Source organism: Kitasatospora sp. NPDC088861 (assembly GCF_044750105.1).
In the GTDB taxonomy this organism is placed as follows: domain Bacteria; phylum Actinomycetota; class Actinomycetes; order Streptomycetales; family Streptomycetaceae; genus Kitasatospora.
In genome coordinates this window covers 28,798-47,018 of sequence record NZ_JBIVJF010000034.1, presented here as the reverse complement: position 1 = coordinate 47,018, position 18,221 = coordinate 28,798, and the positions used below count along the sequence as shown (strand labels likewise).

14 protein-coding genes are annotated in these 18,221 nt (G+C 74.9%); 9 read left to right on the top strand and 5 right to left on the bottom strand.

Annotated features, from left to right (window positions below; genetic code table 11):
• Positions 1-72: 72 nt before the first annotated feature.
• Together ACIP37_RS33650 and ACIP37_RS33645 are read right to left on the bottom strand one after the other, a co-directional pair.
• Positions 73-459 (bottom strand): roadblock/LC7 domain-containing protein, encoded by a 387-nt coding sequence (locus ACIP37_RS33650; RefSeq protein WP_208869028.1) that lies wholly within the window; start codon positions 457-459, stop codon positions 73-75.
• A gap of 17 nt (positions 460-476) precedes the next feature.
• Positions 477-2,087, bottom strand: a complete 1,611-nt coding sequence (locus ACIP37_RS33645) for a sensor histidine kinase (RefSeq protein ID WP_400845068.1) — start codon at positions 2,085-2,087, stop codon at positions 477-479.
• A 498-nt stretch (positions 2,088-2,585) separates the two neighbouring features.
• Here ACIP37_RS33645 and ACIP37_RS33640 point away from each other — a divergent pair, with 498 nt between their 5' ends.
• From ACIP37_RS33640 to ACIP37_RS33620, 5 genes are all read left to right on the top strand, one after another.
• The gene (locus tag ACIP37_RS33640) at positions 2,586-3,221 is read left to right on the top strand and encodes a Crp/Fnr family transcriptional regulator (RefSeq protein ID WP_400845065.1); all 636 of its coding nucleotides are present in this window, start codon (positions 2,586-2,588) and stop codon (positions 3,219-3,221) included.
• A gap of 159 nt (positions 3,222-3,380) precedes the next feature.
• Positions 3,381-4,424, top strand: coding sequence for a hypothetical protein (locus ACIP37_RS33635; RefSeq protein WP_400845062.1), 1,044 nt, complete (start codon positions 3,381-3,383; stop codon positions 4,422-4,424).
• Positions 4,421-6,625: a hypothetical protein gene (locus ACIP37_RS33630; RefSeq protein WP_400845059.1), complete on the top strand. Its 2,205-nt coding sequence runs from the start codon at positions 4,421-4,423 to the stop codon at positions 6,623-6,625. The genes ACIP37_RS33635 and ACIP37_RS33630 overlap by 4 nt, the downstream gene beginning before the upstream one ends.
• On the top strand, positions 6,622-7,581 hold the full coding sequence (locus ACIP37_RS33625) for a hypothetical protein (protein ID WP_400845056.1): 960 nt from the start codon (positions 6,622-6,624) through the stop codon (positions 7,579-7,581). The genes ACIP37_RS33630 and ACIP37_RS33625 overlap by 4 nt, the downstream gene beginning before the upstream one ends.
• Positions 7,578-8,168, top strand: coding sequence for a Pycsar system effector family protein (locus ACIP37_RS33620; protein ID WP_400845053.1), 591 nt, complete (start codon positions 7,578-7,580; stop codon positions 8,166-8,168). Before ACIP37_RS33625 ends, ACIP37_RS33620 begins: the two co-directional genes overlap by 4 nt.
• Before the next feature lie 73 nt (positions 8,169-8,241).
• Here the strand turns inward: ACIP37_RS33620 and ACIP37_RS33615 are convergent, their stop codons facing one another.
• Positions 8,242-8,598 (bottom strand): helix-turn-helix transcriptional regulator, encoded by a 357-nt coding sequence (locus ACIP37_RS33615; RefSeq protein WP_363587163.1) that lies wholly within the window; start codon positions 8,596-8,598, stop codon positions 8,242-8,244.
• Positions 8,595-9,779: a sensor histidine kinase gene (locus ACIP37_RS33610; RefSeq protein WP_400845049.1), complete on the bottom strand. Its 1,185-nt coding sequence runs from the start codon at positions 9,777-9,779 to the stop codon at positions 8,595-8,597. The genes ACIP37_RS33615 and ACIP37_RS33610 overlap by 4 nt, the downstream gene beginning before the upstream one ends.
• 211 nt (positions 9,780-9,990) lie before the next feature.
• Between ACIP37_RS33610 and ACIP37_RS33605 the strand changes: the two genes are divergently transcribed.
• The 3 genes from ACIP37_RS33605 (at position 9,991) to ACIP37_RS33595 (ending at position 13,977) form a co-directional block, all read left to right on the top strand.
• Positions 9,991-10,923, top strand: a complete 933-nt coding sequence (locus ACIP37_RS33605; protein WP_400845046.1) for an ABC transporter ATP-binding protein — start codon at positions 9,991-9,993, stop codon at positions 10,921-10,923.
• 34 nt (positions 10,924-10,957) lie between these two features.
• A complete protein-coding gene (locus ACIP37_RS33600; RefSeq protein WP_400845044.1) occupies positions 10,958-11,737 on the top strand; it encodes a hypothetical protein in 780 nt (259 codons plus the stop codon).
• A gap of 71 nt (positions 11,738-11,808) precedes the next feature.
• Entirely contained in the window at positions 11,809-13,977 is a 2,169-nt protein-coding gene (locus ACIP37_RS33595; RefSeq protein WP_400845041.1) for a HEAT repeat domain-containing protein, read from the top strand.
• A gap of 63 nt (positions 13,978-14,040) precedes the next feature.
• Here the strand turns inward: ACIP37_RS33595 and ACIP37_RS33590 are convergent, their stop codons facing one another.
• Complete coding sequence (locus ACIP37_RS33590) at positions 14,041-16,410, bottom strand: lamin tail domain-containing protein (protein ID WP_400845038.1); 2,370 nt, start codon at positions 16,408-16,410, stop codon at positions 14,041-14,043.
• 304 nt (positions 16,411-16,714) lie between these two features.
• On the opposite strand from ACIP37_RS33590, the gene ACIP37_RS33585 reads away from it, so the two are divergent.
• Positions 16,715-18,166 carry a WGR domain-containing protein gene (locus tag ACIP37_RS33585; protein WP_363587169.1) on the top strand — a complete coding sequence of 484 codons (1,452 nt, stop codon included), beginning with the start codon at positions 16,715-16,717 and terminating at the stop codon, positions 18,164-18,166.
• The last annotated feature ends 55 nt before the right edge of the window (positions 18,167-18,221 follow it).

Here is an 18,221-nt window from a genome sequence, read left to right as displayed (position 1 = left end):
GGTCGTGGTCCCGGTCGTGGTCGGGACCGGGACGGCGCACCGGCCGCCGCTGCGCCCGCCGCTCCGGCCGGTTCACGCGACCACCTCGGGGTTGCGCGGGGGAGTGGCCAGGTGCTCGCCGATCCGGGCGACCAGGTCGCGCATCTGCTGGCCCACCAGCCCGGCGTCGACTCCCTCGTCGGCGAGCACCGCGAGGTACGCGCGGGAGGCGGCCGCCATCAGGTAGAAGAAGCCGCCGTCCACCTCGATCACCACCAGCCGCATCGAGCCGTCGCCGTGCGGGAACTCCTGCCCCACCGCCGCGGCCAGGCTCTGCAGCCCGGCGCAGGCGGCGGCGAGCCGGTCGGCGGTGTCCGGATCGGTGCCGTGCTGGGCGATCCGGAGGCCGTCGCCGGAGAGCACGACGATGTGGCGGATGTACGGCACGCTGTCTGCGAGGTCCTTGAGGATCCAGTCCATGTTGCTGCGGTGCGGAATCACTGCTCGCCTTTCCCTGCCGTCTCTTCATTGGTCTGACCAGCCGAACTCGCGGCCGGCCCATGGCCGTTGATCCCCTCGGTGAACGCCTCCAGCCAGAGGCCGGGCTGTACCGGCTCCTTGGCGTGACGCCCTCCCGTCCCCGGGGCGGGGCCCGCGGCGGGCCCCGAGGCCGGGTTGCCGTACTGTCCGGCGGTCCGGGCCGATCCGGGGTAGCCCGCCCGGGGGGTGGGCGGGCGGCGCCGCCGTTGCGGCAGGCCGTTCGCGGTGCGCTCGGTCACCACCACCTCGTCGTCCCCCGGGCCCGGCCCGCTCGGCGCCCACGGGCCGGACGCCCCGATGGACGGTCCCGTCACGCCGGTCGCCGCCGCCCGCGCCCCCCACGGGGCCGCCGACTTGGACGGGTTCGCCGGGAGCGGCCGGGGGCCGGAGAACGCCCCGATCCCGTGCGCCCGCCCGGTCGGGGGCGCGGTGGTGACCAACTCCTGCGGCACCACCAGCACGACCCGGACGCCGCCGTAGGCGGAGCGGCGCAGCGAGATCTGGAAGCCGTACGCCTGGCACAGACGGCCGACCACCGCGAAGCCCAGCCGGGGCGACTCGGTGAGGTCGTCCAGGTCCTTCGAGACCTGGGCCTCGCGCAGGCTGCGCTCGGCGCGGATCCGGGCCTCGTCGGTCAGACCGAGGCCGCCGTCCTCGATCTCGATCGCTATGCCGCTCTGCACCTCGGCGGCGCTCAGGTGCACGTGGGTGTGCGGCGGCGAGTAGCGGGTGGCGTTGTCGAGCAGTTCGGAGACGGCGTGGATCAGCGGCTCGACGGCCGGTCCGATCACCGACACCTGGGCCACCGGGTGCAGGTCCACCCGCTGGTACTCCAGGATGCGCGACATGCCGCCGCGCAGCACGCTGTAGAGCGCCACCGGCCTGGTCCACTGACGGCCGGGGCGGGCGCCGGACAGGACGGCGATGCTGTCGGCGAGGCGGCCGGTCAGCGCGTTGCCGTGGTCCAGGCGCAGCAGGTCGTCGAAGACCGCCGGGTCGTTGCCGTGCCGGTCCTCCATCTCGCGCAGGTCCTTGGCCTGCCGGTGGATGATCGCCTGCACCCGGCGGGCGATGTTGACGAAGGCCCGCTCGGCGGAGTCGCGCCGGTTCACCTCGTCGTCGACGGCGACGATGATCCCGCGCACCACCGACTCCAGCGCGCCCCGGAACTTCGGTGCGGCCAGCGGATCGCGCACCTGGTACGACCGGGCCAGGCTGTCCATCGACGCGCCGTACCGGGCCCGGGCCACCAGCCTCGGCAGCTCCTCCTTCGCGAGCCGCACGGCCTCGGCCTCCTGGCCGGCCAGCCGCCGCTGCAACTCGCCCACCTGCCGGGCGTGCTGCTCCCGCAACGCGGCCAGCGCACGCCCCCGGCGGGCCGACTCGGCGGCCACCACGGCCACCAGCACCGTGCCCGTCGCCCCGCACCAGAGCACCTCCGCACGGACCCCGGCGGACACCACCGCCGCGGCGGCCGCCACGGCCGCCGCCATCACGGCGGTGGGCAGCAGCCACCCGAGCAGGGGCGCGGACGGCCGTCTGGCGGGTGATGATCCAGCTCGAAGCATTCTCGGCATCCTCAAACGATCGGAACAGTACGGGGACGGGCGACGGCCGGCGCCGGAGGCATGGTGATGCAGCATAGCCAAGTTCAGGACAATCCTGACGGAAGTTCAAGAATCCAGCTGCACAGCCGACTTGTCCTGCCGTGCCGGACATGCCGGACATCTCGCACACCAGTCTCAGCCCCGGCCGGCCGCCGTCCCGCCACCAGGCTTCTCGCCCCGCCCCGCCCGCACCGCCAACCCGCCCCGGATTCGCTCATGTGAAGGGTTTCTTCGCCAATTCACCACCCCGAAAGACGAGTTCGTGCTACAGCGGCGCCTCCTGCGCTGGCCCCGACCGGACCACCCCCCTCCCGGGGACCGCCACCACCGGGGCGCCCAAGGGAAATTCCGGCGGGAGACCGCATCCGTCTGCGCACCCGCCGTGGCGCCTCCTAAGGTCAGCGCATGAACGATCACGGCCGAACGGCGGACCCCCTGGGTCAGACCCTGCGCCGACTCATGGGTGAAGCGACCTGGAAGAGCATGCTGGCGGAGGCCTTCGAGCGCCGGCATCCGATCGGCGCCACCCTGCTGCGCCAGGCGGAGCCGGGAACGCACGTGCTCGCCCTGCTGAGCGGGGTGGCGAAGGTGACCCGACGGGAGCGCACCGGAGACGTCAGACTGCTGGCGTTCCGCGGCCCCGGTGAACTGCTCGGCGAGGTGGCCGTGCTGGACGACGGGGCCCGTTCGGCGAGCGTCCAGGCGATCTCGGACTGTACGGTCTCGGTCCTCGCCAAGGCCGCGTTCCTGCGGTTCGTCACGGACCGGGACCTGTTCCCGGTGATGGTGCGCTACGCCATCGGCAGGCTGCGGGAGTCGGACCTCGCCCGCGGCGGCGGCGACATCGTGGCCCGGCTGGCGGGCGCCCTGGCCACCCTGGCCGACGTCTCCGCGGACCCGGCGGGGCCGCCGGGGCAGCGCACGGAACTCGCCCTGACCCGCGACGAACTGGCCCAGCACCTCGGGGTGTCCCGGAACACCGTCACCGCGGGCCTGGCCGAACTCGGCTCCCACCAGGTCCACGCCGGGCGGAAGTCCATCGTCATCGGCGACCTGTCCGCGCTCCGGCGGGTGGCCCACGGGGCGCGTGACTGACGCGGCGCCGGTCCGTTCGGAGGGTCCGCCGCGCGACTGATGCCACGTCAGTTCGTGTGACGGGCGTCACCAGGTTTCCGCACTGAGCGAGCACACCGCACGGCGCGCGCTCGCGAAGCTTGGGGCACACGGTCCGCACCGGAACCACAAGGAGCACAGATGTCGCAGTCCGACCAGCCGATGCCCGAGGCCAGCGCCCTGCCCTACAGCCGGAGCCGCCAGCTGCCGCCGTACCGGGGCATCGTGGCCGTCGACGCCAAGGACTTCACCGGCTACCCGGCCATCGAGCACGGCATGATCAGCCAGGCCGTCCCGCAGGTCCTCCAGTGGTCCTTCGAGCGCGCCGGGCTCGCCGAGGTCTGGCACGGTCGCCGGTTCCCCGCCTCCACCGGCGACGGCTACGTCTTCGGCTTCGACCCGGCATGGATGCCGTTCCTGATCCACCCGTGGCTGCACACCCTCCAGGAGGTGCTCACCGAGTTCAACGTGAACTCGGTCGGGACGGTACGGATCCGGCTGCGGGTCAGCCTCCACATCGGGCCGCTGCCCGACTCCGGCGGCGAGTTCGACGGCAACGGCACGCCCCGCAACGACACCCACCGCCTGCTCGACTCCCGCCCGGTGAAGGCCATGCTGGCCGCCTCCAACGAGAGCATCACCCAGGTCGCCGCCATCCTGTCCGACCGCTGCTACGACGACGCGGTGGCGGGCGGATTCACCGGCCGCCACCCCGACCACTTCATCGAGGTGCCGGCCACCGTCGAGGGCAAGCGGTTCGACCAGCGGGCCTGGCTGTACGTACCCGCGCCCTCGGGCAACCTCTACGACCGCCGCGTCCTGGGCGACGCCGTGGTCGGGGAGCACGAGCGGGCGCAGGCCGCGGCGGCGGAGCCGGCGGCCGGGCAGGCGGACGGTGGCCGCGCGGGGAGCGGGCCGGTGAGCTACCGGGCCGACCGCGGAAACGTCAACGGCGGCGGCACGGTGCACGGCGGCCAGCACGTCACCAACGTGGAGGGCGGCCAGCAGGTGACCAACGTGGAAGGCGACCAGCAGGTCACCAAGGTGCGCGGCGACTACGCCGGGCGCGACTTCGTGCGCGGCGACTCCTTCGGGGGCGACTACGTGGCGGGCCACAAAGCCGGTACGGTCCACGGCAACCAGGGCGACACCTTCCACGGTGACAAGAAGGAGCGCCGCCGGTGAGCGCCGAGGACCGGGCCTCCGCCGACGGCGCGTCCGGCGGCGGCCCGTCCGGCGACCGCCCCGGCGACCCGACGCCCGACCGGGACGGGACCGCGTCCGGATATCCGGACCCGGACGACGCCGACGACTTGGCCGACCTCGACCGGGACTTCCCCGGCCGGCGCTATGTCATCTACGCCCCGAACGGCAACATCAACACCGGCGCGGTGCACGGGGACCAGCGCGTCGAGAACGCCGGCGCGACGTCCTCCCCGGGCGGCCCGCACGTGGAGGCGCACGAAGGCCCGATCTCCGCACTGGAGATCCTGGACGCGCGGGCCGGCTTCGCCCGGCCCGAGTGGTTCCCGTCGGCACTGCGGCAGTTGGACACCGGCCTGCTGTTCCTGGCGGGTGAGCCCGGCACCGGGCGCCGCACCGCGGCCCTCAACCTGCTGTTCCAGCACAGCGGGCACAGCACGAAGCTGCGCGCGCTCGACAGCGACGAGGACCTGTCCACCTGGCGCCCCCGCGACGCCGAGGCCCGCGGGTACCTGGTGCACGGCCTGCTGCCCACCCTCCAGCTCGGCCCGGCGGTGGTCGCCAACCTCCGCCGCCTGCTGGCGGACGCGAAGGCGCGCATGGTGGTCATGCTGCCGCACGACCCGGACCTGCTCCGCAGCCTCGCCCGCGACCTGGACCTCACCCCGGTGCGCTGCGTGCCCCCGCCGCCCGGAGCGGTCTTCGAGGCCCGCCTGGAGGCTGCCGTCCCCGACCCCGACCGGCGCCGACGCCTACTGGAGCGGCTGCGGCCGGGGCTGGACGACCTCCTGGCGTCGGAACTGGTCCCCGCCCAGGTTGCCGAACTGGTCGCCGAGGTGGCCAGGGCCGGCGACGAGGGCCCCGACCTCGCCGATCTCCGCAGGCGGCTCAGCTTCCTCGCCGAGAAGGAGGTCCCCGACCTGCTGAAGAAGCTGCGCGACGACCCGGACGGACTCGCCTTTCTGCTGGCGACCAGCGTCTTCGAAGGACTCGACCACCGGATCGTCCGGGACGAGGCCGACCGCCTGCTCAAGCTGGCCGACGGCCGTCTCGACGCCGTCCTGCCGACGGGCGGTGACGACGGCCAGACCGGTGGGGTGAGCCGGGAGGCCCCCCGCCCGAACCCGCGGTTCGTCTTCCGGCGGTCACTGGACGAACTCCTGGCGACCGTCCGCGCCGAGTGCGCGCCCGGCGAGATCCGGGCGACCTCCCGCTACACCTACACGGTGGAACCGGTGCGCTTCACCCGGCACCGCCAGGCCGAGACGGTGCTGCGGCACGTCTGGCGGCAGTACGGCGAGCTGTCCGGGCTGCTGACCGAGTGGATGGACGCCGTCCCGGGTACGGACCCCGAACTGGCCGCGCCCCTGGGCCGGGTGATGGGACTGGCCGCCGGCTGGGGCGGCGGCCGGCGCGCCCTGCGCGACATCGTCAAGCTGGCCCGGTCCGACCGTCAACGCAGCCGCCGCACCGCCGCGTTCGCGCTGGGCATCGCGGCGCAGGACCCGGTACTGGCCGGAGAGGTCAAGTACCGCTTGAGGAGCTGGAGCCACGAGGTCGGCTGGCAGGCGCGGTCCACGGTCGCCTACGCCTGCGGCGAGGAATTCGGGACGTCCCGCCCGGAGCTCGCGCTGTCGCTGCTGCGGGGGTGCTACCGGGGGCGGGAGGGAGACGAGAGGGCGGTCGCCACAGCCGTCGACGCGGCGTTGTGGGAGCTCTTCGCCTCAGGTAACCAGCCGGTCGTCCTGCGCGAATTGATGGACTGGACGGACCGCCCGGGGCGCGGGGCCGAACTCGCGCTCCGGACCTTCCCCCGACTGCTGTGGGACCGCGCCTGGTTCCAGGCCCAGTTGATCACCGTCGGCGAGTTCACCGACACCGTGATCACCTTCATCCGGCTCTCGCTCAACGACGACGACCTCTTCGGCGAGACGCGCAGCGCACTGCTCTCCTGGTGTGCCTCGGCGGTCTGGAACGAACCGCTGCGCGCCGCCGTGGAAACGCTGCTGACCGCGCTCGCCCAGGAGATGAGCCTCGGCGAAATGCGCCTGTTCGTCGAGATCGACGGCGACGACAACCCCGACCTGGCCGGACGGCACATCGTCCAGCACGCCCTGGACGCCTGGCGCCGGGGCGAACCGCAGCCGCACCGGCCCGCCCCTGCCGATGGAGGAGCCCGATGACCGCCGACAGCGACCCGCCCGTCTACGCCCGCGCGACCCAGGCGCCGTGGCGGGAGATCCTGCGCCACCGCTGGTCCGGGCGGCGCGACCGCGCGCTCGTCCTGCTGGACCGGGACGGGCTCTACCACCAGGTGGGGCGCCGCCGCCGCGCCCGCGCCGACGAGGACCCGGACCTGGAGGGCCCGGTGGCCGTCCGGACGGGCCTGCGCGGATTCGACGAGGCGTACCTGGTCGAGCTGGACGAACGGTCCGGGACCCGGGCGGTCGGCCTGTCGACCCCGTACGGCACGAAGTCGGTGGACGTCCACGTCCTGTGGTGGGTGCACGACGCCGTGAACGTCGTGCGGGCGCGGACCGTGCGGGGCTGGCTGCCGGTCCGCAAGGATCTCGAACAGCGTCTGCGCCAGCTCAAGGAGCAGTTCGCCACCGCCGGGCACGGGCTGGCCGAGGCCGAGCTGATGCACTACCTCGCGACGCCCCACCTCCTGCCGCACTGCGGCCTCGGCTACCGCGTCACGGACGTGTCCGCCCGGGAGCACGACGCCGAACTGCGGCTCGGGGAGCCGGACGGGGCCGACGTGCCCTACAACTGGATGGACAAGAGCGAGGACGAGTACGCGTTCTGCCGCCGGGCCGTTCAGGAGGGCCCGGTGTCGCTCGCGGCGCTCTGGCTGGCCAGACACCCGGACCAGGTCCGGGAGGTCCTGGACTGGGCGGTCGGCCATGCCGAACTGCTCCGGGGTGAGACCACCTGGCAGGACCAACTGGCTCTCATGCTCGGCAAGTTGAGCGAGCAGGAGAGGCAGGAGCTGTCCCGGATGCTGCGCGACCGCCTCATCGCGCTCGGACGGCGGGTGCCGGGCCCCGGGCCGCAGGGCACCGGGCCGGAGTTCGTCAAGATCCGCTCGCAGGCCAACGGCTGGGCGGGCGGCGTGGCGAACGGGAGCCCGGTGTGACCGCCGCCGGCATACCCGGCGGCCGGGCGCCGACCGCACCGACCGCCGCCTCTACCGCCGCCTCGGACGCCGCCCCGAGCCCGTCGGCGGTGGCGGCGATCGAGCGCCTGGTGGCCGCCAACAGCATGGAGCTCACCCGGGCCGACGCCAAGGCCGCCGTGTTCCTGGCGTTCACCGGCGCGGTCCTCGGGGTGTTCATCCCGCTGGGCGGGGGCGGGGGCGGGGGCGGGAGCGGCGGCGGATCCGGGCCCCGGGCCTGGGCGGTGCCGTTCCTGTGGTGGAGCGCGGTGGCGAGCGCGCTGTTGGCCGTCGCCTGCTTCGTGGCCGCCCTCGTTCCCCGGTACCGGAAGGGCGAGCGGCAGGCCCCGGCCAGCCCGGCCTACTTCGGGCACATCGCGCCGGGTGCCGGGGTGGACCGGCTGCGCCGTGTCTTCGAGCTCGGGGGCCGTGATCCGGTGGGGGCGCTGTTGTCCTCGCTGGCCGGGACCAGCGCGATCATCCGGGCGAAGTACCGCTGGATCGAGGCCGGTACCGCCGTGCTGCTCCTCGCGCTGCCCCAGTTCGCGCTGACCCTCCGGCCGGTCTGAGGCCGGTCTGAGGCGCGGTCTGAGGCGCGGTCCCGTCCACGGTCCGCCCCAGGGCTCCTGGGGCGGGCGGCCGTCAGGATTCGACGAGGGCTGCGCGGTAGGCGGTGATCACCAGGTGCACGCGGTCCCGGGCGGCGAGCTTGGCCAGCAGGTGGCCGACGTGCGTCTTGACCGTCCCGGTGCTGACGGACAGCTGCTCGGCGATCTCGGCGTTGGTCAACCCGCGACCGATCAGCGTCAGCACCTCCAACTCCCGCCCGGTGACGGCGCGCAGGACTCGATCCCGCTCGCCGCCGCCGGGCGCGGCGCTCGCCGGCTCGGCGGCGGCCACGATCCCGGCCAGACCCGCCCGCACCAGGGTCTGGTCGTCGGCCACCACGACCCGGATCGGCGGGCCGACGGGCGCCCCGGTCACGACGTCTCCCGTCATGAGGTCTCCCGCCCGCCCGGGTCGGCCAGCGGCAGCACGGCACGCACCCGGAACCCGCCGCCCGGCAGCGGCCCGACCTCCAACCGGCCCTCGTACAGCCCGACCCGCTCGGCCATCCCCGCCAGTCCGTGCCCGCCGACCCCGACCGGCCCGCCGCGCCCGGCGTCGCTCACCTCCAGCACCAGCGCCTCCTCCTCGAACTCCACGGCGACCCGCGCCTCGGCCGCGTGCGCGTGCTTCACCACGTTGGTCAGCGCCTCCTGGACGATCCGGAACGCGGACAGCTCGACCCCGTCGGACAGCTCCCGGACCACGCCGCCGACCCGCAGCTCCACCCGCACCCCGGCCTCGGCGCTGCTCGCCACCAGCCGGTCCAGATCGGCCAGCCGGGGCGCGGGCGCGAGCCCGGCCCCGTCGGCGCCGCGCAGGACGGTCAGCAGGCCGCGCATCTCGACCATCGCGTCCCGGCTCACCGCCTGGATCGCGGCCAGCGCCTGCTCGGCCTGCGCCGGATCCCGCCCGATCACGAAACGACCGTACCCGGCCTGGACGTTGACCACGCTCATGCTGTGCGCGATCACGTCGTGCAGCTCCCGGGCCAGCCGGATCCGCTCCTCGGCCAGCTCCGCCGTGGCCAGGTCGACCTGGTGCCGGCGCAACTCGGCGCCGTACGCCCGGTAGCGGGCCACCGCGCAGCCGAGCGCCCACGCGGTGACGACCCCCAGCGCGGACAGCACGAGGTTGTTCCACAGCTCCCGCGACCCGAACCGGCTCAGCCCGGCCCCGACCAGGCCGAACGCCAGGACGGTGAGACCCAGCCGCATCGGCCCGGCGGCCGCGACCAGGTAGACGACCATCGCCGCCGCGACCACCACCAGGAACCCGGCCAGGTTGGCGATCGTCAGCTGCCCGGCCACCGCGACCACCACCACCCAGGCGGCGAACACCACCCCGGCCGCGGCCACCGGCGCGAGCCGGCGCAGCCCGGCGGCCACGCCCACCGCCACCACGCACACCAGCACCGTCACCAGCTCCGCCGACGTCGGCTTCGGGTAGCCGCGGTGGTGCGGGTCGAACACCCGGTAGGCGTCCAGCACCCGGGACCAGGTGAGCACGGTCAGGGCCAGCGAGACCGTCAGGTCGACCGCGACCCAGTGGCCCGGGCGCAGCCTCCTGGTCACCGGTGGATGCGGAGCACGGGGCATTTCCCCAGGCTAGCGGCGGCCCCCGCGCCCGGCATCGCCCTGTGGACCTACGACCACGGGCAGAGGCCGGCCCCGCCGAACGCCGTGATTTCCGCCCACGGCGGGACGCCCCGCCCCGGGCCCGGGCGGGAGCGTGGAGCCCGCGTCGGCCCCCTCGGCCGACCAGGAGACCCGGAAAGGCACCACGATGATCGAGGTACGCGACCTCACCAAGCGCTACGGCGGCGCCGTCGCCGTGGACGGGCTGACCTTCACGGTCCGGCCGGGACAGGTCACCGGCTTCCTCGGGCCGAACGGCTCGGGCAAGTCCACCACGCTGCGGATGATCCTCGGCCTGGACGCCCCGACCAGCGGGCGAGCGACCGTCAACGGCCGGCCGTACGCGGCCCTGCGCCACCCGCTGCGGGAAGTCGGGGCGCTGCTCGACGCTGGCGCCGTCCACCCTGCCCGCTCCGCCTACCACCACCTGCTCGGCATCGCCGTCACCAACGGCATCGGGCCGGCCCGGGTCCGCGAGGTGCTGGCCCGCACCGGCCTGGAACAGGCGGCCCGCCGCAAGGCCGGGCGGTTCTCCCTCGGAATGAAGCAACGCCTCGGCATCGCCGCCGCCCTGCTCGGCGACCCGCCCGTCCTGCTGCTCGACGAACCGGTCAACGGGCTCGACCCGGAGGGCGTGCACTGGATCCGCACCCTGCTGCGCGACCTGGCCGCCGAGGGCCGGACCGTCCTGCTCTCCTCGCACCTGATGAGCGAGACGGCCGCCACCGCCGACCACCTGGTGATCATCGGGCGCGGCCGGCTCGTCGCGGACCGCCCCACCGCCGACTTCCTCGCCGAGAACGCGCGCACCGACGTCCTGGTCCGCTGCGCCCGGCCGGCCGAACTGGCCCGGCTGCTGCGCGCCGCCGGGGCAGCCCCGGTCACCGAGGAGTCCGGCGGGGCACTGGCCGTCGGCGGCCTGGAATCGGCGGCGATCGGCGAGCTGGCCGCCGCGCACGGCCTCGGCGTCCACGAACTCACCGTCCGGCAGGCCTCGTTGGAGCAGGCGTTCCTGGACGCCACCGGCGAGGCCGTCGACTACCGCGCCACCACCACTACGTCCGGAAAGAGGACCACATGACCGCCCCCGCCACGACGTTCGGAAAGAGGACCACATGACCGCCACCACCCGCGGCGCGCTGGCCGGCGAGTGGGTCAAGCTGCGCAGCGTCCGCGCGACCCCGCTCACCGCCGTCGTCGCGCTCGCCGCCGCCCTGTTCATCGGCCTGATCGACTACGGCAGCGCCGCCGACAACTGGGACGTCTGGACGGCCGACCAGCGCGAGCGCTTCGACCCCGTCCGCTACGGCTTCTCCGGCGGCTTCTACGTCGCCGTCCTGGCGATCGGCACGCTAGGTACCCTGGCCGCCTCCAGCGAGTACACCACCGGCCAGATCCGCGGCACCCTGGCCGCCGTGCCCCGGCGGGGCCAGGTGCTCGCGGCCAAGGCGCTGGTGGTCGGCGGGGCGTCGGCGATGCTCGGGCAGTTGCTGGCGTTCCTGACCTTCCTGCTCGGCCGACGGGCCCTGGCCGGGAAGCACCTGGCGGTGTCGCTCGGCGACCCGGGCGTGGCACGCGCGGTCGTCGGCTGCGGCGTGTTCCTGTCCGTCTTCGCCCTGCTCGGCCTGGCGCTCGGCTTCCTGGTGCGCCACACCGCGGGCGCCGTCGCCGTGCTGTTCGGCCTGTTCTTCCTCTCGCCGATGCTGCTGGCGCCGCTCGGTGACGGCGCCACCCGGTTCGGCCTGCAGAGCGTCTTCGAGGGCCTGGGCAGCACCGTCGCCTCCGCGGGCGGCACCAACCGGCTCGGCGCGGCCGGCTGCCTGGCCACCCTCGCCGGCTACCTCGCCGTCGCCCTCACCCTGGCCGCCCTCAGCCTGACCCGCCGGGACGCCTGACCCTCTCGCCGGGACACCTGAGCAGTGCGGGACACCTGAGCACTGTCGGTGGCGGCTGCGATGATCCGCCCATGGACCTCGCCCACGCCCTCGACGGACTCGACGCCCACCCCTGGGCGTCCGTCTCGCACGCCTACGGACCCGCCGAAGACCTGCCCGGCCTGCTGCGCGCGCTCGTCGCCGGCGGCGAGCAGGCCGACGAGGCGCTCGCCGAGCTCTACTCGTGCATCCTCCACCAGGGCTCGGTGTACACGGCCAGCGCGGACGCCGTCCCCTATCTGGCCCGGATCGCGGCGGCCGGCTGCGGGACGGTCGAAGTCCTGGGCCTGCTCGGCGGGTTGGCCGAGAGCGAGGGCGAGTGGGGCGGAGCGCGGGACGGGGAGCGGGAGGGCGGCGGGGAGGGCCCGCCCGCTCCCGTCCGGGCCGCCGTCGTCGGCCAACTCCCGCTGCTGCTGCCGCTGCTGGCGGACGGGAGCGCCGGCGTCCGGCAGGCCGCCGCCTGGGCCGTCGGCCAGACCAGGGCCGTCGAGCCCGCCCTGCCCGCGCTGCGTCGCCGCTGGGCGAGCGAGACCGACCCCGTCGTCCGCGGTGAACTGCTCACTGCTCTCGGCCGGTTGGACCGGTCCGCAGCCGCCGCCGAGGCCGGGCCGCTGCTGGGCGAGGACACGCCGGCGCCGCTGCGCCTGGCCGCCGTCCTCGCCGGGTTGGACGCGGGCGAGCCGTGGACCGGCGCCCACCACGCCGCCGTCCTCGCCCTGCTGCCCGCCGACCCGGTCGCCGCCGACCGGTACGACCTGGACCGCCGGGAGCCGTTGCGCGCGATCACCGAGGAACTGCTGCTGCGCGAGACGCCCGCCGACCGCGACGCCGCCTACGCCCTGCTCGACCGGGCCCTGCGCGACGAGCGCCCGGAGGTGCGGGCCGAGGCCGTCTGGGCGGCCGACCACGCCTGCCAGCTGTCCCGCAGCGCGCCCCGGCGGCTGCTCCCGGCGCTCACCCGGCTCGTCGCCGACCCCGACGTGGTGCACCTGCTCGGCAACCTCGGCCCGGCCGCCGCCGAGGCCGCCCCCGGGCTGGCCGCCCGGGCCGCGCAGGCCGAGGACGGGCCCGCCGACCAGGCCCTGGCCGCGCTCGTCCTGATCGCGCCCCGGACGGCGGCCCCGCTGCTCGCCCGTGCGCTGGGCCGGCGCCCGCGCGCGCTGGAGGCCGCCGCCGGGCAACGGGCCCCTGCCGACGCGCCGTTCCCCTTCGACCCCGAGCTGCTCGCTGCCGTCCGCGTCCGGCTGACGGCCGAGCAGCTCGGCGGGAACGAGCACCACCAGCTGTTCCGCCTGGTGCGCCAGTGGGGCCACGCGGCCGCCCCGGCTCTGCCCGAGCTGTGCGCGGCGCTGCCGCACCGCCCGGAAGCGGCGGACGCCGTCGCGGCCGTCGCGGTGGACGGCCCGGCGGCGGAGCGTGACCGCGCTGCCGCCGCGCTGCGGGAGGTGCCCGGTTCCGTCGCGGCGGCCCGGGCGCTGTACGACCTCACCGGTGATCCCGAGACACTGCTCGGGGCACTCGCCGACCGGCTCGCGGCCGGCCCGTACGCGGTCGCCGAGGCCGCCCGGGCCGCCGCAGGCCTGGGCGCCGAGGCCCTCTCGCTGGCCCCCGCCCTGCGCGCCGCGCTCAGCGCCGGAGGCGCGCCCGACACTTCCCCGGTGCCCGACACCTCTCCGGTGCCCGACACTTCCCCGGTGCTGGAGGCCGACCTGGCGGTGGCCGACGCGCTGTGGCGGATCACCGGGGACGCGGCCGAGGTCCTCCCGATCCTGGACGGCGTCCTGCGGCGCGCCGATGACGGGGCGTGGTTCGATCGGACGGCCGTCCGCGCGGCCCGCGTCGCCGCCCTCCTCGGGCCGGCCGCCCGCCCGCTCACCGCCAGGCTCGACGGGCTGCTCGCCGACCGGGTGAAGGCCCCGGCCGCCGTGCTGGCCCTCCTCGCGGTGGCCGACGGCGCCGCCCTCGACCGCGGCCGTCTGGCCGAGGCCGCCCTGTGTGCGGCCGAGACCGGGTCGGACCTCCGGGGCGCGGGCGAGGCCCTGGCGGCCCTGGGCACCACTGCCCTGGACGACGGTCAGCGCCGCCGCCTCGCGGACCTCGCCGGGCGCGACCGCCGGATCGTCGGGGGCTGCTCCGCGGGCGCCGGCATCCGTGACGACGAGGCCCTGCGCGCCCTGCTGGCCGCCGTGGCCGGAGGCTGAACGGCGAACGCGGTGCCGGCCTCCCCGTCCGGCGGGAGGCCGGCACCGCGCCGGTGTCGTGCGTCAGGGCAGCGGGATCCGCACGACCTGCGGGTCGTGGTCGCTCAGCTGGGTGCTGAACTCGCTGTTGATGTGCACGATGTCGTAGCTGTACGGCTTCGCCGCCAGCGCGCCGGAGATGAGGATGTGGTCCAGCACCTGGGAGTTGCCCTCGTACACGTAGGTGTAGCGCTCGGGCAGCGGCAGGGTGCGCGGCAGGTCGGTCAGCGAGCCGCCGGCGGTGAGGATGTCGGCGGTCTGCGAGAACTCGAAGTCGTTGAGGTCGCCGAGCACGATGACCGCCGCGTTCGGGTCCACCGCCAGGATCTGGTCGGTGAAGTTCTTCACCGCCGTCGCCTGGTTGTGGCGCTGGGTCTCGGACGGGTGCGCGGGCGGCTGGTAGCGGCCGAACAGGGGCTGGTCGCCGCCCTTGGAGTTGAAGTGGTTGGCGATCACGAAGACCGGCTTGCCGTTCCAGCGGAACTCGCCGGCGAGCGGCTTGCGGCTGGAGTTGAACGCGGTGTTGGTCGGGTCGATCCGGCCGGGGGAGTAGGCGAGTTGGGGCGTGCCGCCGTTGTTGACCACCGAGTCGGCGGTGGTGGAGCCGGCGCCGGGGCGGTCGGTGAAGCTCAGGCCGCGGTCGGTGCGGAACAGGAACACCTGGCGGATGTTGCCGCCGGGCTGGCCGCCGTCCTGGCCGTCCACCGGGTCGATCTGGCGGTAGGAGTAGGCCGGGCCGCCGGCCGCCGAGATGGCGGCGGTGAGCTTGGCGAGGGTCTGGTCGGGGGCGGTGGTGCCGTCGTCGGTGGGGCCGCTGTTGTCCTGGATCTCCTCCAGGGCGACGAGGTCGGGCGAGCGTAGGTTGGTGACGATGCCCGCCGCGAGGCCGTCGAACTTGCTCTGCGGGTCGGCGGGGGAGAGGTTCTCCACGTTGAAGGTGGCGGCGGCGAGCTGGCCGGCCGTCGGGGCGGCGGTGACCTCGGGGGCGAGGTTGCCGGAGGTGACCGCCGGGGTCGTGGTGACCTGGAGCTTGAAGGTGCCGAAGGAGTAGTCGAGCACGCCGACGGTCGCGCCGGTCAGGGTGTCGCCGACGTTGGCGGCGGGGGTGGGCGCGAGCGCGTTCGCCAGGGTCACCCGCTCCGGGTTGCCGTCGCCCGCCTGGAGCAGGATGCCGCCCCGGTTGGTGCGGGTGGTGCTGCCCTGGGGCACGACGGGGAGTTCGCCGTACTTGTTGCTGGGACCGACCACGGCCGCGTTGTCGATCTCGACCCGCATGCCCTCCAGCGAGGCCCAGAAGTCGATGCCGTCGGTGGCGGGTTGGTAGTTCCCGGCGGTCTCGACGTCCCCGCCGGTGACGCTGGAGATCACCGCTGCCGGGGGCACCCGCCCGCCGGGGCCGACCAGGGTGGGCGCGGGCAGCGGCGCGTTGTGGGCGAGCACCGTGACGCTGGGCGCGGTGAGTTCGGTGATCGACAGGTTGGTGGTGCCGCCGCTGCCGCCGGGGCGGTACTGGCTGACGGTGGCGCTCACGGTGACGGAGTCGCCGACCGCGACGGTGGGCGCGCCGGCGGTGTAGACGTAGACGCCCTCGCTGGTGCCGGGGTCGTTGTCGGGCTGCGGGTCCTGGTACCAGAAGCCGTTGGGCCCGACGGCGGTGACCACGCCGGGCACCGCGCTCACGGCGCTGCCGGCGAGCGGGGAGGTGCGGGCCGCGCCCTGGATGTCGTGTATTCGGGCGCCGGTGGTGGTGCCGCCGCCGGTGGACGCGGAGTTGCGCGGCGTCGGGGCGCCGATGGTGAAGTCCGCCGCGTTGTTGTCGGTGTCGGTGGCGCCGCCGCCGACGCGCAGGGCGGCGGTGGCGTTGGACAGGTTGCCGGTCGGCGAGCCCTCGGCGGAGCTGGCGCCCGACCCGTAGCCGACCAGGTCCTTCACCCCGGGCTGCGTCGCGCAGCCCGAACCGCAGGTCAGCGCCGTGCCGTTGGTGACCAGCGCGACCTTGCCGGAGGTCGCGGCCAGGTTGAGGGTCCCGGTCGCGTCCGGCGTCGGCAGCGCGGCTCCCGTCCCGGCCCCGGCGGCCTCCTGCACCAGGAGGAAACGCCCCGGCGCGATCGTGCCGGACAGCGTGGTCCGCCCCCAGGACGTGCCGCCCGCCGAGGCGTACTGCACCGTCCAGCCGGTCACGGACACCGGCGCGGTGCCGCGGTTGTACAGCTCGATGAAGTCGTTGGCGTACGGGGCGCCGGAGTTGCCACCCCCGCCGTACACCTGGCTGATCACCACGTCGGGTGACGCCGCCTGGGCGACGCCGCCGGGCAGCGCCAGCAGCGCCCCCACCACGGCTGCGGCGGACGCCCCCGCCATCGCTCTGCGCCGGACTCGCTGGGTACTCCGCATGAGCTTCCTCCTGACGGCCGCTCGGGCTGGTGGGCCCGGCGGTCTGAGCACGGACAAGAAAGTTCGGGCGCTGCGGTTCTAGCAACGCCACCCGATCCCTACCGTGCGCGGCGGGCGACGGCCAGATGTACGGCGGAAGAATGGTTCGTGAGGCGACAAGTGGGAGGCGGGGTTCCGGGCAGCCCGGCGGGACGCGTTGTCAGTGCCGGGCCTTAGGTTGGGGGTTGTCGGCGAGCGGGGCCGCGAACAGGCCCCGCCCCGCCTCCCGTCTCCGTTGCCCGAGAACCCGAAAGGGGACTTCGTCGTGTCCGTCGCCGTGGAAGAGCAGGTCACCTACCTCGAACTGTCCGAGGAGGAGGGGAGCGCGCACAAGTTCTACGAGGTGCGGCTCGCCGGCAGTACGGTGACGGTCCGCTACGGGCGGATCGGCGAGGAGGGGCAGGCCAAGTCCACCAGCTTCCCGAGCGCCGAGAAGGCCGCCGCGTCGGCGGCCAAGAAGATCGGCGAGAAGGTCCGCAAGGGCTACGCGCCGGCCGTCCAGGGCGTGCGCCAGCACCGGGCGGTGACCAGGCGGCAGCTCGTCAGCACCCGTTCGACGGCGAACCAGGCGCCGCTGCTGTGGCGGTTCCGCTCCGGCTCGCCGGCCTTCGGCGTCTTCGTCGGCGAGGAGCACGCCTGGGTCGGCAACGAGCGCGGCGACGTCTACACCCTCACCCACGACGGCGAGGTCACCGCCCGGTTCGGCCTGCCGGACGGCGTCAAGTGCATCGTCGCCGACGACTGGTGGATCTACGCGGGCTGCGACGACGGCAAGGTGTACGACCTGGGCGGCAAGGTCCCCCGGGTGGCGTACGAGATAGCCGAGGACGTGGACATCTTCTGGCTCGACATCCACGACGGCGTCCTGGGCGTCGCCGACGAACGCGGCGGGCTGACCACCGTCGACCACGAGGACGAGTTCCAGTGGCGCCGCAAGGCCGAGGGCCGCTCCGGCTGGATGGTGCGCTGCGACGCGGACGGCGTCTACCACGGCCACTCGCGCGGCGTCGCCCGCTACGCGGCGCGCGGCGGCGACCAGGTGTGGCACACCGCGACGAAGGGCGAGGTGCTGTTCGGCTGGCAGGAGGCCGACGAGGTGTTCGCCGGCACCGGGCGCGGCTGGGTGCACCGGCTGCGCAAGTCGGACGGCTCCGAGGTCGCCGCCTACCGTTGCGACGCCGCCGTGTTCTCCTGCGCGGCCTCCCCGGACGGCGAGTACGTCTTCGCCGGGGACAACCACTCCTCGGTGTACTGCTTCGCCGCCGACGGCACCCGGCTGTGGAAGCTCGCCACCGGCTGCGGCTCCGCGTACAGCATGCAGTACCGGGACGGCCGGCTCTACCTGGTGACCACCGACGGCTCGCTCGCCTGCCTGGACGCGAGCGAGCAGGCCGTCCGGGCGGCCGAGGCCGGGACGCTGCCGGCCACCGCCGAGGTGCTCGACGCGGGCTGGGAGGCGGTGCGGCCGGGCACGGCCCTGGAGACGGTGGTCGTCGGCACCGGCGGCCTGCCCGGCGGCGGGATCGAGGTCGAGTGCGTGCAGGACGGGGCCCGGCTGCGGGTGCGGGTGGTGTCGGCGGGCTTCGACCCGGGCCGACGGGTGCAGTTCCCGAAGGACATCCGGGTCGCCGGGGCGCGGTACCTGGTCGCCGAGGTGCGGGAGTCCGCCTCGGGCGGCTTCTACCGGGCGCGCGGCGAGATCAAGCGTCTGCTCTGAACGCCCCCGGTGCGGCGGCGGCGGACGCCCGTCGCCGCCGCACCGGGCCCGGCTC

Excerpts from the sequence above, each read along its gene's own strand:
- ACIP37_RS33650 (WP_208869028.1), bottom strand. The coding sequence starts at position 459 with ATGGACTGGATCCTCAAGGACCTCGCAGACAGCGTGCCGTACATCCGC.
- ACIP37_RS33645 (WP_400845068.1), bottom strand. The coding sequence starts at position 2,087 with ATGCTTCGAGCTGGATCATCACCCGCCAGACGGCCGTCCGCGCCCCTG.
- ACIP37_RS33640 (WP_400845065.1), top strand. The coding sequence starts at position 2,586 with ATGGGTGAAGCGACCTGGAAGAGCATGCTGGCGGAGGCCTTCGAGCGC.
- ACIP37_RS33635 (WP_400845062.1), top strand. The coding sequence starts at position 3,381 with ATGTCGCAGTCCGACCAGCCGATGCCCGAGGCCAGCGCCCTGCCCTAC.
- ACIP37_RS33625 (WP_400845056.1), top strand. The coding sequence starts at position 6,622 with ATGACCGCCGACAGCGACCCGCCCGTCTACGCCCGCGCGACCCAGGCG.
- ACIP37_RS33615 (WP_363587163.1), bottom strand. The coding sequence starts at position 8,598 with ATGACGGGAGACGTCGTGACCGGGGCGCCCGTCGGCCCGCCGATCCGG.
- ACIP37_RS33605 (WP_400845046.1), top strand. The coding sequence starts at position 9,991 with ATGATCGAGGTACGCGACCTCACCAAGCGCTACGGCGGCGCCGTCGCC.
- ACIP37_RS33600 (WP_400845044.1), top strand. The coding sequence starts at position 10,958 with ATGACCGCCACCACCCGCGGCGCGCTGGCCGGCGAGTGGGTCAAGCTG.
- ACIP37_RS33595 (WP_400845041.1), top strand. The coding sequence starts at position 11,809 with ATGGACCTCGCCCACGCCCTCGACGGACTCGACGCCCACCCCTGGGCG.
- ACIP37_RS33590 (WP_400845038.1), bottom strand. The coding sequence starts at position 16,410 with ATGCGGAGTACCCAGCGAGTCCGGCGCAGAGCGATGGCGGGGGCGTCC.